Below are 13,544 nucleotides of genomic sequence, written 5' to 3'. Positions count from 1 at the left end.
CGCACGGACACCCCGGCCCGAACCGGCCCGAGAAGTGAACGAACGTTATCTCCAGCATCCCGCAACCGGCAGTTTCGCGGGGTACAGGGAGGGGGAAATCACACGGTGGGACACGTTCATCGCGCAGCGTTCCCGGGCCCGGAGGCCCGCACACCGTGTGCTCGTGCGACTCATGGGCATCGGTGGGAACATGCGCATAAGGGATTCGCACCGAGGTCGACGCACCACTGCGCCCCCTCTACGCACAGCACGCGCGCGCCGTCGACCGCTTTCGTAGCGACATCCCATGAGGGCACACGGGGGACGAGGCTGTCCTTCCGCGTGCCGACAGGAGGTCGGCCATGAAGGTCACCGAGGCAGCACTTCCCTTTCTGCCGGTCTGCCGGCGCCTTCTGCCGGCCCGGCTGGCGGATCTCTCCCTGGCCCTGCTGAAGGCGACCGCCCTGGAGCTGGCGATCCTCGCGGGCCACCTCCTGCTCTATCCCGCCGGGATCGTCCAGGAGCGGCGGGGCCCCGGCCGCCCCGCGCTGCCGGCACCGGACAACGCCGCACAGCTGCCGACGGAGGCCAAACCCCCGGTCGTGCTGCTGCACGGCTTCATCGACAACCGCTCAGTCTTCGTCCTGTTGCGCCGCAGCCTGTCCCAGCACGGCAGGCAGCAGATCGAGTCGCTCAACTACTCCCCGCTGACCTGCGACATCCGCATCGCCGCCGAACTGCTCGGACGGCACGTCGAGCAGGTGTGCGAGCGCACGGGCAGCCATCAGGTGGACGTGGTGGGACACAGCCTCGGCGGGCTGATCGCGCGGTACTACGTCCAGCGACTGGGCGGTGACAGCAGGGTGCGGACGCTCGTCACGCTCGGCACCCCGCACTCCGGCACGCGCGTCGCGCCGCTGGCCAACGCGCACCCCATCGTGCGCCAGATGCGCCCCGGCTCACCGGTGCTCGAGGAGCTTTCGCTGCCCTCGCCCGGCTGCCGTACACACTTCGTCGCCTTCTGGAGCGACCTCGACCACATCATGGACCCGCTGGACGCGGCGTGCATCGAGCACCCGGACCTCACCGCGGTGAACGTCCGGGTGAGCGGCGTCGGCCACCTCGCCCTGCCCGTGCACCCCGCCGTGGCGACCGGTATACGGCAGGCGCTGGACACGGCGCACCCCGGCGAGCCGTCCACCGGCCGCGCGAACGGCCTGACGGTGGCGTAGGACGGCACGGCGCGACACGCCCGAGACCCGTCCGCCGTGACACGAGCACCGCAAGATTCCACATCCGAACAACAACGGTCCGACACGGCCGAGTTACGGCCGCGACACACCCACAATCTCGAACAGAGTTCGAACAAAGAGCCAAGACCGCGCCCGCCGTCCCCCAAAACACGACCGAATGCCCGTTTCCTGCGCGCGCGAAACCTGGGGAAGATTGTCGTGCCCGCGTACCGCCGGGTACAGTCGCCGCACTGCTCTGGCAGCCCCTGTTGTCGAGGCGAAAGAGAAGTTGGTGAACGACCGTCACCCGTCGGGGACCATGGCCCCGGCTCCGGCTTCCGATGCCGTCTCGGCGCCCTACGCGTCGTACGGCACGCAGGAAGCCCCGTACGGTGACTTCACCGCCTACGGCGGTTACGACGCGACCGGTTTCGGCGCCACGCACTACGGCACCGGCCACACGACCGGCAGCTTCGCCACCGACCCCCTCTTCGGAGACCTCCCGGGCAGCGGCCACGACACGGGCGCCTACGACTCCGGGCAGTGGCCCACGGCCGGCCAGGACACCGGGCAGTACGACGCGTACGCGGCCCAGCACACCGCCGCGTACGACACCGGCGGCTACGACGCGACCGCCTGGACCACGGGCCATCAGCCGATGTCGGCGATCCCGGCGCAGGGCACCTCGCCCGAGACGAGCGGCCAGTGGGACGCCGGTGCCTGGCTCCAGCCGGACCAGGCCGACGACCCCGCGGACCGCACGCAGCACTGGGACTGGAGCGCACAGACCTTCGACAGCGGCGTCTACGACGCCACGCAGTGGAATTCCGACGGCGGCCACGACACGTACGGCGGCCAGGACGGGTACGAGCAGAGCCCGTACGAACAGGACACCCACGAGTCGGCCGCCGCCGACGAGCCCGCGCCCGGCGAGCCGGGTGACACCGGCGAACTGCCCGCGGTGGCCCTGCTCGACGAGCAGGAGGAGGTCCTGCCCGTCCCGCAGCCGCGCGCCGCATCACGCGCCGGGTCCCGCTCCCGCCGCCGTGCGCCCGCCAAGCGCTCCGCGCTGCTGACGGTCGCCGTGCCCTCGGCGTGCGTGATGGGCGTCGCCGGCATCGCCGCTGCCTCGGTCGGCAATCTGACCGAGGAGGGCGGCCCGGAGACGAAGACGACCGCGGCCGACGCCCAGCCGGTGAAACCGTCCGCCGCCAACGTCAAACTGGACACCCAGCTGGAGAGCCTCGCCGCCGGCGCCGACGACTTCGCCGACCGGGCCAGCCGCACCCAGGAGCGCATCGACCTCAAGGCGCAGCAGGAGGCCGAACGCAGGCGGGCGGCGGAGGAGGCGGCCCGCAAGGAGCGGCTGCGTCCGAAGTTCGCGCTCCCGGTCGCGCGGCACGGCCTCAGCGCCTACTACGGCCAGTCCGGCATCAACTGGATGTCCGTCCACACCGGCATCGACTTCCCCGTCTCGTACGGCACCCCGGTGCTGGCCGCGACCGACGGCACCGTCCGCACGCAGTACAACGCCGCCTACGGCAACATGATGATCGTCACGGCGAAGGACGGTACGGAGACGTGGTACTGCCACCTCTCCAGCTACCAGCTCCCCTCGGGTTCCACCGTGAAGGCCGGCGACCAGATCGCGTTCTCCGGCAACTCGGGCAACTCGACCGGCCCGCACCTGCACTTCGAGGTGCGGCCCGGCGGCGGCGCGGCGATCGACCCGCTCGCCTGGCTGCGCAGCCACGGCCTCGACCCGTCGTAGGGTCCTCCCCACGACGGGCCGCCGCCTGCGGCTACAGCTTCTCCACCGGCGCGTACCGCAGCAGCAGACGCTTGGGTTTGGTGTCCCCGAAGTCGATCGTCGCCTCCGCGTTCGCCCCCGAGCCCTTCACCGCGACCACCGTGCCGAGGCCGAACTGGTCGTGCGTGACCCGGTCCCCGACCGCCAGCGCCACCACGGGCTTCTCCGCGGTCCGCCGGGTGGCGAACCCGGAGGCGCCCGACGCGGACGAGCGGGAGCGGGACGACGACAGCGAGGCCGCCACACCCGAGGCCGGGCCGGAGGACACGGGCGCGCTCGGCCCCGTCCGCTTCCACTCCAGGTGGGCGGCCGGGATCTCCTCCAGGAACCGTGAGGGCGGGTTGTACGACGGCTGGCCCCACGCGCTGCGCAGGGTCGACCGGGTGAGGTACAGCCGCTCCCGCGCGCGCGTGATGCCGACGTACGCCAGTCGCCGCTCCTCCTCCAGCTCCTTGGTCTGCCCGAGGGCGCGCATGTGCGGGAAGACGCCGTCCTCCATGCCGGTCAGGAAGACGACCGGGAACTCCAGGCCCTTGGCGGTGTGCAGGGTCATCAGCGTGATGACGCCGGAGCCGTCCTCGTCCTCGTCGGGGATCTGGTCGGAGTCGGCGACCAGGGCGACCTGCTCCAGGAAGTCGGACAGGGCGACCGGCTCTCCCTCGCCGCGCTCCTGCTCGAACTCCAGGGCGACGGCCGCGAGTTCCTGGAGGTTCTCGATGCGGGTCTCGTCCTGCGGGTCGGTGGACGCCTGCAACTCGGCGAGATAGCCGGTGCGTTCCAGAATGGCCTCCAGGACCGTCGCCGGCCCCGCGCCGGACTCCACGACCGTACGGAGGTCCTCCATCAGCGTGTTGAACCGCTTCACGGCGTTCGACGACCGGGCGGCCATTCCGTACGCCTCGTCGACGCGCTTCAGGGCCTGCGGGAAGCTGATCCTCTCGCGCTGGGCGAGGGCGTCGATCATGGCCTCCGCGCGGTCGCCGATGCCCCGCTTGGGGACGTTGAGGATGCGGCGCAGCGGCACCGAGTCCTCCGGGTTGGCGAGCACCCGCAGATAGGCCAGGACGTCCCGGACCTCCTTGCGCTCGTAGAAGCGGACCCCGCCGACGACCTTGTAGGGCAGGCCGACGCGGATGAAGATCTCCTCGAAGACACGGGACTGGGCGTTGGTGCGGTAGAAGACGGCGACATCACCCGCCTTGGCCTCGCCCGCGTCCGTGAGGCGGTCTATCTCGTCGGCGACGAACTGCGCCTCGTCGTGCTCGGTGTCGGCGACGTATCCGGTGATCCGCGCGCCGGAGCCGGCGTTGGTCCACAGGTTCTTCGGGCGGCGCGACTCGTTGCGCTCGATGACGGCGTTGGCGGCGCTCAGGATGGTCTGGGTGGAGCGGTAGTTCTGCTCCAGCAGGATCGTCGTCGCGTCCGGGTAGTCCTCCTCGAACTGGAGGATGTTGCGGATCGTCGCACCGCGGAAGGCGTAGATCGACTGGTCGGCGTCACCCACCACGCAGAGCTCGGCGGGCGGCACCTCGGCCTCCGGCGGCACGTCGACGGGGTGCTCGGAGGCGCTCCCGACGAGCTCGCGGACCAGGGCGTACTGGGCGTGGTTGGTGTCCTGGTACTCGTCGACCAGGACGTGCCGGAAGCGGCGGCGGTAGTGCTCGGCCACGTCCGGGAAGGCGCGCAGCAGATTGACCGTCGTCATGATCAGGTCGTCGAAGTCGAGGGCGTTCGCCTCGCGCAGCCGCGACTGGTAGAGCGCGTAGGCCTGGGCGAGGGTCTTCTCGAAGCCGTCGCTCGCCTGCGCGGCGAAATCCTCCTCGTCGATCAGCTCGTTCTTCAGGTTGCTGATCTTGGCACTGAACGACTTCGGCGGGAAGCGCTTGGGGTCGAGGTCCAGGTCGCGGCAGACCAGGGCCATCAGACGCTTGGAGTCGGCCGCGTCGTAGATCGAGAACGACGACGTGAAGCCGAGTTTCTTGCTCTCGCGGCGCAGGATGCGGACGCACGCGCTGTGGAAGGTCATGACCCACATGGCGCTCGCACGCGGGCCGACGAGATGCTCGACGCGCTCCTTCATCTCGCCCGCGGCCTTGTTGGTGAAGGTGATCGCGAGGATCTGGCCCGGGTGGACGGCGCGCTCGGCGAGCAGGTGGGCGATGCGGTGGGTGAGCACACGCGTCTTGCCGGAACCGGCGCCGGCCACGATGAGCAGCGGGCTGCCGGAGTGCACGACGGCGGCACGCTGGTTGTCGTTCAGCCCCTCCAGCAGTGCGGCGGCGTCGATCACCGGGCGCGGGGCGCCGTCGCGGTAGTGGGTGTCCCGGTCCGGCGGCACGTCGAACTTCCCGCCGAACAGATCGTCCGGAACGGTCTCCGGCACATGATCGTCCTCGGGCGGCGGCGGGGGCTCGTCCGCGGGGCCCCGCTGGGCCTGGAGGTCCGCCAGGAAGCTGTCGTCAAAGAGGCTGCTCATCGCTCTCCGAGTCTAGGGCGCCCCACCGACAACCCGGGCCCGCCCCGGGAACATCCCCCGGTTTCCGGCCGCACACCCGCCGGGCCCCCGGTCACCGCCCGACCGCACACCCCCCGGCACGACCACCTCACCCTGAGTGACCCGCCGCACAAGGTCACAAAAATGTATCGGGCATATCACCCATCAACCTTCACAGGCGCCACACGAGTTGGCTACGGTGCGGGCGGGCCGTACGACCCCCACCGGCGAACCTCGCCGGGCCGCGCGGCCCCCGCCGAGTCCGTCACTGTCCGCCGTGGCAGCCGGAGCCGGGGACCCACCGAGACACATGGGGTGAATCGGCCCACTCCCTCGCGGAGCGGCCGTAGGGCAACCCTTCCAAGCACCACCGCCCGAACCCTCCCCCAGAGCCTGAACGGCCTGGGAGGGACCCCCACCGCTAACCCGGTAGGCGGAGCACTGGAAGGAGTCGCCTCCCTTGGCGTCGCACCGCAAGTCGCGCACCCCCGGCACCCGCGTGGCAGGCATACGGACCCCGGCCCTCGCAACGGCCGCCCTGACCTCCGTCGCCCTGCTCTCCCAGACGGCGAACGCCGCCCCGTCGGACGACGACAAGCCGAGCCTGGAGGAGGTCGAGAAGAAGGTCGACGACCTCTACCGCCAGGCGGAGTCGGCGACCGAGAAGTACAACGCGGCCAAGGAGAAGACCACCAAGCAGCGCAAGCGCGTCGACACCCTCCTCGACGACGTGGCCAAGCGCACCCAGAAGCTGAACGACGCGCGGGAGGAGCTGGGTTCCTTCGCCGCCGCCCAGTACCGGACCGGCGCGGGCGTCCCCGACACCGCGACCTTCCTGCTCGCGGACACGCCGCAGGACATCTTCGACCAGCGCCAGGTGATGGACCGGATGACCGGCCGCCAGAAGGAGGCGGTCGACGACTACGTCACCGAGCAGTCCGAGACGATGAAGAAGCGCCGGGAGGCGACCAAGGGCCTCGAGACGCTCACGGAGTCGCAGGGCGATCTGAAGACGGCCAAGGCCACCGTCCAGAAGAAGCTCACCGACGCGCGTGAGCTGATGTCGAAGCTGACCGCCGAGGAGAAGGCGCGGCTCGCGGCGATCGAGAAGAAGAAGCAGGAGGAGGCCGCCCGCAAGGCCGCCGAGCTCGCCCGGCAGCAGGCGGAGCGGCAGCAGGCCCAGGAGGAGGCCGCTCAGCAGGAGAGCGGCGGCACGGGCACCTCGGAATCCTCCGGCTCGACCACCCCGCCGTCCACGTCCACGGACTCCTCGTACGCCACCAAGGCCGAGAAGGCCCTCGCCTTCGCCCGCGCGCAGATCGGCAAGCCGTACGTCTGGGGCGCCACCGGCCCGGGCTCCTACGACTGCTCCGGCCTCACCCAGGCCGCCTGGAAGGCCGCCGGCGTCACCATCCCGCGCACCACCTACGACCAGGTCGACGCGGGAACCACGGTCCCCGTCTCCCAGGCTCAGCCGGGTGACCTGGTCTTCTTCTACGACGACGTCACCCACGTGGGGATCTACATCGGCAACGGCATGATGATCCACGCGCCGAAGCCCGGCACCTACGTCCGCGAGGAGTCGATCTTCTACGACGGGGAGTCCTCGATCCACAGCGTGGTGCGCCCCGCCTGACCGGCCCGGCGGCCGGAGGCGGGTGTGTCCCCGCTCCAGGGGGTCAGGTCCACAGCACGGCGATGAAGACGTTCGTCACGGTCAGCAGGCCGACCAGTCCGAACAGGCCCTTGTCCACCTTCTCGTCGTCCCGCTTCACATAGACCAGGCCGAGGATCACGATCAGCAGGGCCAGCTTCACGCCGATCTTGACGTTGTCGACGGAGTAGTCCTGCGCCTGGTTGAGACCGACCAGGGCCACACCGGTGACCAGCATCGTCAGCGCACCGTGCAGCATCGCGGGGCTGAAGCGGGCGGTGCCCTCGCCCATCGCCTTCATCTGGGTGAGGAAGCCGCCGAGCAGCGACGCGATGCCGATGATGTGCAGACCGACGAAGAGGTGGATGAGTACGTCCATGGGCCGGAGCCTAGCCACACGCGCCTCATAGCACTCCGGCACCCTCGCCTCCTCCCGGTCCACCACATCGGTCATCACCCAGAGTGAAGACGACGAAGCCGAAGTGCCGTACCGGTCACTTACGGTCACTTGTCGGTCCGCCGGCGCCACTTCCGCACAACCCGTTACCCCGGCCGCGCGGCGAGGCCTAGCGTCCTCCCCCAGGTGACCGGCTCTCCATCGCCGCCCGGACCAGGGGCGGCAGCCGGACACCACCGCCGAAGAGGTCCGGCGGCGGACGGCTCCCCCTGTGCACCCCGCCGCCGGACCGCCCGGGGCGGTCGTGCACGAGGACGGGAGTCGAGGTGGCAGCGCACCGCAGGTCCCGACAGCGCTCGGCGGGCGGTCACACGGCCCGCACGGTCGCCACCGTCGCCCTCGCCGGCGCGGCCACCGCGACGGGCCTCGACGGGCCGGCACAGGCCGCGCCCCGTCCGGCGCCGGAACAGGTCGGGGCCGATGTCGACCGGCTCCACCGCCAGGCGGAGGCCGCCACCGAGAAGTACAACGGCGCGAAGGAGAAGGCGGAGTCCGCCCAGCGGCGGCTGCGCGATCTGCAGGACGAGTCGGCCCGCAGGAAGGACCGGCTCAACGACGCCCGGGCCGCCCTGGGTTCGGTCGCCGCGGCGCAGTACCGCAGCGGGGGCCTGGACCCCGCCCTGCAACTCGTCCTGTCCGAGGACCCGGACGGCTATCTGGACGGCACCGCCCTCGCCGAACGCGCGGGCACCCGCCACCGGGCGGAGGTGGGGCGCGTACGCAAACAGCTCCGGGAGATCGAGCAGTTGCGCGGCGCGGCACGGGTCGAGGCGAAGTCGCTGACGTCCCGCCGCGCCGAGATGAAGCGTCACAAGGAGACGATCACCGGCAAGCTGACCGCCGCCCGTCGACTGCTCGCCCGGCTGTCCCCCGAACAGCGCGCGGGCCTCACCGGGGGCACCGACCGCGCCTCGGCGGACCCCAGCGGCGGCCGGACGGCCCCCGGCTCCGCCACCTCCCGGGCCCCGGGCCCGCGCGCCGCGGAGGCCGTCGCCTACGCCTACCGGAAGCTCGGCAGCCCCTACGTCTGGGGCGCCACCGGCCCGGACGCCTTCGACTGCTCGGGCCTCGTCCAGGCCGCGTACCGCGCCGCCGGTGTCTCCCTGCCCCGCACGACCTACGCCCAGATCGACGCCGGCCGTCGTGTCGGCCGCGCCGAACTACTCCCCGGCGACCTGGTCTTCTTCTACTCCGGCATCAGCCACGTCGGCATCTACGTCGGCGACGGCCGGATGATCCACGCCCCGAACCCCTCGGCCCCCGTACGCGTGGCCCCGATCGACGAGATGCCGTTCGCGGGCGCGACGCGCGTGAGCTGAGCGGCCCGCGCGAGGTGACGGCTCAGACCAGCCGGCGCGCCGTCGCCCAGCGGGTCAGCTCGTGCCGGTTGGACAACTGGAGCTTGCGCAGCACCGCGGAGACATGGGACTCGACCGTCTTCACCGAGATGAACAGCTGCTTGGCGATCTCCTTGTACGCGTAGCCGCGGGCGATCAGCCGCAGCACCTCCCGCTCGCGCTGGGTGAGGCGGTCGAGGTCCTCGTCGACCGGCGGGGCGTCCGTGGAGGCGAAGGCGTCCAGCACGAAGCCGGCCAGGCGCGGCGAGAAGACCGCGTCCCCCTCCTGGACCCGGAAGATCGAGTCGACCAGGTCGGTCCCGGTGATCGTCTTGGTGACGTAGCCGCGGGCACCGCCCCGGATCACCCCGATCACGTCCTCCGCCGCGTCCGACACGGACAGGGCGAGGAAGCGGACCGGCCGCTCCGTGTCCCCCATCAACGGGGCGCAGCGGCGCAGTACTTCGACACCGCCGCCGCCGGGCAGATGCACGTCGAGCAGGACCACCTCGGGCCGCGTCGCGGTGATGACGGTGACCGCCTGGTCGACGTCGGCGGCCTCACCGACCACCTCGACACCCGTCTGCGCGGTCTGCCCGATCTCGGCCTGGACCCCCGTGCGGAACATGCGGTGGTCGTCGACGAGGACGACGCGCACACGACGGCCGGCGGTGCTCCCGGCGGGCTCCGCGGACTCGGCCCCCTGTGTCCCGTTCGCCTCGGTCGGCTCGCTCATGACGTCTTCTCCGCCCTCTCCATCTCCAGTTCGACCTCCGTGCCGCCGTCGGGCACCGCGCGCAGCCGCGCCGTGCCGCCGTTGCGCTCCATGCGGCCGATGATCGATTCTCTGACGCCCATGCGGTCGGCGGGTATCGAGTCCAGGTCGAAGCCCGGGCCCCGGTCCCGGACGGACACGAACACCGTCCTTCCCTCGACTTCGGCGTAGACCTGAACCGCGCCTCCCTCGCCACCGTACTTGGCCGCGTTGACCATTGCTTCCCGCGCGGCCTGCATCTGTGCGCCGATTCTGTCGTCGAGCGGGCAGTCGCCGACCACCACGACCTCCAGAGGGACGCCGTGCTTGTCCTCGACCTCGGCGGCATTGCGCTTCACGGCCTCGGCGAGGGTGGTGGGCTCGTCGTCCTCCTCCTTGCCGTTGCCCTCGGGCTTGTAGAGCCAGGCCCGCAGGTCGCGCTCCTGGGCGCGGGCCAGGCGGCGCACCTCGCCCGCGTTGTCGGCGTTGCGCTGGATCAGGGTCAGGGTGTGCAGCACCGAGTCGTGGACGTGGGCGGCGACCTCCGCGCGCTCCTGCGCCCGGATGCGCATCAGGCGCTCCTCGGAGAGGTCCTGCGTCATGCGCACGAGGTAGGGGCCCGCGAGCAGCGTGATGCCCACGAGCACCGCGAGGGCGGCCTGGAGCACCGAGCCGAGGTGGCTGCCGGAGCCCCGCAGGACGAAGATGCCCGAGGCGCCCGCCGTCACCAGCAGCACGCCGGCCACGGCCCGCAGCAGCGTCACCGTGCGGCGGCGCCGGCCGACCTCCATCCAGCGGGCCCGGCGCGCGTTGTCCGCCTGCCGCCACACCAGGGCGACGCCCGCGCCGACCAGAACGGTCGGCCAGAGGTAGGCCCTGGCGCCGTTGCTCAGGTTCACATTGCCCACGAAGACCATCGCCACGACGACCATGAGGAGCAGGGCGACGATCTGTCCCTTGTCCGGTCTGCGGGCGACGAGTCTGCGCCGGCCGTCCGGCGAGGTCTCGGCGGTCACCAGCGAGGGCGGCTTCTGCGCGTCCACGCCGCCGACACCGAGCGGTACGAAGAACCAGAACGCGGCATACAGCAGGGCGCCGAGACCGTCGGCCATGAACAGGCCGACGAAGACCAGGCGCACCCAGATGACGGGCAGCCCGAGATGCCCGGCGAGCCCCCGCGCCACGCCACCGAGCCAGCGTCCGTCACTGCTGCGGTAGAGCTTGCGCGGCGGCCGCGGCTCGGCGAGGGGCGCTGCTGCGGCTTCCGACATGCCACCGATGGTCACACGCCCGCAGTGCCGGAGCATCAGGGTCGGCCCCGGAGACTCCCCTGATCTCCGCGCCCCTCCCCCGTCGAACGCTCCCCGGTCCGCCCTCAGGGACCGATATCAGGGTCCGGCCAGGGTCGTACCGACTGCCGCCACGGCGACTCGCCCGTCACCATGGACCCATGACCGATCACCAGACGGAGGGGGCGACCGCCGCGCCGCGGGACCGATCCGGTCCTCCGGACTCCGGCGAGCGGTTCCGGCGCGACCGCCGGCACCAGATGCTCGGCGGGGTGTGCGCGGGGCTCGGCCGGCAGTGCGACATGGACCCGGTGATCTTCCGGATCACCCTCGCGGTCCTGTCCGCCACCGGCGGCATCGGCCTCATCTTCTACGGCTTCGCCTGGCTCTTCGTCCCCTACGACGACGAGGAGGAGAACGAGATCCGCCGGCTGCTGACCGGCCGGGTCGACGGCCACACCCTGACGGCCGTGCTGTTCGCACTGGTCGGCTGCGGCGTCTTCCTCACCATGCTGAGCAACGACGGCGTGCTGAGCTTCGCCGTCATACTGTCCCTGCTGCTCGCCGGCGCGGGGTACTGGTCGCGGCGGCGCGGCGCCCCCAGCCCGGACCACATCGCCGCGCAGGCCGCCGCCGACGCCCCGCCGGAGCCCCAGGCACCGCCGGCGCCCACCGCGTTCCCCTCCTGGTGGCGCGACCCCATCGTCAAGGACGGCACGCACGTCGGCGGGACGGGCTATCTGTGGGGGCCCCGTGACTCCCGCGACCTGGACATCGCCGCCGCCGTCAACATCAGCCTCGACACCCGCGCCAAGGCCCCCGCACCGCGGCCGTCGAAGCCGCGCGGCCCCCGTGGAATCGGCGGCCGGATCTTTCTGCTCGCCCTGCTCGCCGGGGGTCTCGGCACCGGCCTGACCTGGGAGGCGCACCCTCTCGGCACCAGCCTGCAGACCGGTTTCGCCTGCGCGCTGGCCGTCTTCGGCGTCGGCGTGGCCGTGAGCGCGTTCCTGGGCCGCACCGGAGCGGGATCGATCATCCTGGCGGTCATCACGGCGGGCCTGCTCGCCGGCTCGGCCGCGATCCCCGGCGACATCGGCACCGACTGGAGACGCACCACGTGGGAGCCCACCTCGGTCGCGCAGATACGCCCCGCCTACGACCTGGGGGCGGGCGAGGGCGAGCTGGACCTGTCCGCGGTACGCGTCCCCGTGAACGACACCGTGACGACTCGGGCCGACGTCGGTCTGGGCCGGATCCATGTGATCGTGCCGAGGGACGTGACCGTGAAGCTGAGCATCGACGTGGGCGTGGGCGACATCCAGTTGCCGGGCGACGAGCGGAAGGACGTGGACGTGGCTCCGGGCAAGCACAAGGAGGTGACCCTGGAGCCGCCCCCCGGCGCCACGGAGGCGGGCACGCTCGACATCGAGCTCCAGGTCGGTGCGGGACAGGCGGAGGTGAGCCGTGCTGCGTCATGAGTTCCAGCCCGGCAGGCTGATCGCCGGGGCGTCCCTCACCCTCGCCGCGGTGATCTACGCCGGCGACGCGGGCGGCGCCTGGGAAACCCCGTGGTTCGTGGTGATCCCCGTCGTCACGGGCGGCCTCTGCCTGGCCGGCGCGGTGGGCTTCCTGACCGGCCTCGTACGCCGCCGCCGTGGCAGGGCGCACCCGGTCTGACGAGGAGCTACCGGTAGTCGCCCGTCCGACGCCGTCGCCGCGCCCGGAGCGCGGCGTCCACGGACAACAGCGGAGCACCCGCCAGCACCAGCGGGATCCAGCCCATGAGGTACGGCAGGTCGTTGCCGTAGTAGTACGGTTCGGCGGCCCAGCTCACGGTCAGCCAGAGGCTGAGGGAGATCAGCGCACCGCCGAGCGCGGCGAGGCGGGTGAGCAGACCGAGCAGGGTGCCGATGCCGACGGCCAGCTCCCCGAAGGCGATGGCGTAACCGAACGCGACGGGGCTCTCCAACGCCATGTCGACCATCGCGGGGATGGCGGAGGAGTCCCGGACGCCGCGCATCATGTCGCCGATGGAACCGGCGCCGGAGTCCTTCATGAAGGCACTGTCCGTGAGCTTGTCCAGGCCGGCGTAGATGAAGGTGATGCCGAGAAAGAGCCGTAGGGGTATCAGGGCATAGCGGGAGGCGAGGTCCCGCCAGTCCCTGTCGCCGTCGAAGTGCGGTGAGTGCGTGTGCGCGCGCATACCGTGGGTCATCGCTGTGTGCCGCCCTTCACTGCCGTGCCCGGGCCTCCTCCAAAGACCATACGTACGACCATCTGGCGCGGCTCAACCCTGTGCACAGGGTTTTTCTGCGTGTCCCGTGCGGGCGGAGCTTCCCAACCGGCGCCGGCGAAGTGCCGCACGTGGGTGCCGACCGGGGGGGTCGGTTGCGCAGCCCGGCGCTTACGCCTACGGCGGGGAGGGGACGGGACGGGGGTGTTCGCCCGCAGTGGCTGGCGCGTCCGCACCCCGCACCCCCACCAACAAGCCCCATCGCGCCAGTCCGAGGACGGACACCCCCGCCCCGGCCCCGCACC

At 71.6% G+C, this 13,544-nt stretch carries 11 protein-coding genes; 6 read left to right on the top strand and 5 right to left on the bottom strand.

Annotated features, from left to right (window positions below):
• Nucleotides 1-341 precede the first annotated feature (341 nt).
• The gene (locus ACZ44S_RS34295) at nt 342-1,211 is read left to right on the top strand and encodes an esterase/lipase family protein (RefSeq protein WP_466936381.1); all 870 of its coding nucleotides are present in this window, start codon (nt 342-344) and stop codon (nt 1,209-1,211) included.
• A 178-nt stretch (nt 1,212-1,389) separates the two neighbouring features.
• On the top strand, nt 1,390-2,982 hold the full coding sequence (locus tag ACZ44S_RS34290) for a M23 family metallopeptidase (protein WP_466936378.1): 1,593 nt from the start codon (nt 1,390-1,392) through the stop codon (nt 2,980-2,982).
• 31 nt (nt 2,983-3,013) lie between these two features.
• On the opposite strand, the gene pcrA is transcribed toward ACZ44S_RS34290, so the two are convergent.
• Nucleotides 3,014-5,497 (bottom strand): DNA helicase PcrA, encoded by a 2,484-nt coding sequence (gene pcrA, locus ACZ44S_RS34285; RefSeq protein WP_466936375.1) that lies wholly within the window; start codon nt 5,495-5,497, stop codon nt 3,014-3,016.
• A gap of 478 nt (nt 5,498-5,975) precedes the next feature.
• On the opposite strand from pcrA, the gene ACZ44S_RS34280 reads away from it, so the two are divergent.
• Complete coding sequence (locus ACZ44S_RS34280) at nt 5,976-7,151, top strand: C40 family peptidase (RefSeq protein ID WP_466936372.1); 1,176 nt, start codon at nt 5,976-5,978, stop codon at nt 7,149-7,151.
• A gap of 43 nt (nt 7,152-7,194) precedes the next feature.
• On the opposite strand, the gene ACZ44S_RS34275 is transcribed toward ACZ44S_RS34280, so the two are convergent.
• Complete coding sequence (locus tag ACZ44S_RS34275; RefSeq protein ID WP_466936369.1) at nt 7,195-7,548, bottom strand: hypothetical protein; 354 nt, start codon at nt 7,546-7,548, stop codon at nt 7,195-7,197.
• Nucleotides 7,549-7,892: 344 nt separating this feature from the next.
• Here ACZ44S_RS34275 and ACZ44S_RS34270 point away from each other — a divergent pair, with 344 nt between their 5' ends.
• Complete coding sequence (locus ACZ44S_RS34270) at nt 7,893-8,945, top strand: C40 family peptidase (protein WP_466936366.1); 1,053 nt, start codon at nt 7,893-7,895, stop codon at nt 8,943-8,945.
• Nucleotides 8,946-8,967: 22 nt separating this feature from the next.
• Here ACZ44S_RS34270 and ACZ44S_RS34265 read toward each other — a convergent pair whose 3' ends face one another.
• Together ACZ44S_RS34265 and ACZ44S_RS34260 are read right to left on the bottom strand one after the other, a co-directional pair.
• A complete protein-coding gene (locus tag ACZ44S_RS34265; protein ID WP_466936363.1) occupies nt 8,968-9,699 on the bottom strand; it encodes a LuxR C-terminal-related transcriptional regulator in 732 nt (243 codons plus the stop codon).
• Nucleotides 9,696-10,988 carry an ATP-binding protein gene (locus ACZ44S_RS34260; protein ID WP_466936360.1) on the bottom strand — a complete coding sequence of 431 codons (1,293 nt, stop codon included), beginning with the start codon at nt 10,986-10,988 and terminating at the stop codon, nt 9,696-9,698. The genes ACZ44S_RS34265 and ACZ44S_RS34260 overlap by 4 nt, the downstream gene beginning before the upstream one ends.
• Before the next feature lie 179 nt (nt 10,989-11,167).
• Here ACZ44S_RS34260 and ACZ44S_RS34255 point away from each other — a divergent pair, with 179 nt between their 5' ends.
• Together ACZ44S_RS34255 and ACZ44S_RS34250 are read left to right on the top strand one after the other, a co-directional pair.
• A complete protein-coding gene (locus ACZ44S_RS34255; RefSeq protein WP_466936357.1) occupies nt 11,168-12,484 on the top strand; it encodes a PspC domain-containing protein in 1,317 nt (438 codons plus the stop codon).
• Nucleotides 12,471-12,683: a hypothetical protein gene (locus ACZ44S_RS34250; RefSeq protein ID WP_466936354.1), complete on the top strand. Its 213-nt coding sequence runs from the start codon at nt 12,471-12,473 to the stop codon at nt 12,681-12,683. Before ACZ44S_RS34255 ends, ACZ44S_RS34250 begins: the two co-directional genes overlap by 14 nt.
• A 7-nt stretch (nt 12,684-12,690) precedes the next feature.
• Here the strand turns inward: ACZ44S_RS34250 and ACZ44S_RS34245 are convergent, their stop codons facing one another.
• Nucleotides 12,691-13,221, bottom strand: a complete 531-nt coding sequence (locus tag ACZ44S_RS34245) for a DoxX family membrane protein (protein WP_466936351.1) — start codon at nt 13,219-13,221, stop codon at nt 12,691-12,693.
• Nucleotides 13,222-13,544: the final 323 nt, after the last annotated feature.

The organism is Streptomyces malachitofuscus (assembly GCF_055571035.1).
Note: the sequence above shows the minus strand (reverse complement) of the source record. Positions and strands in the feature narration are given on the sequence as shown.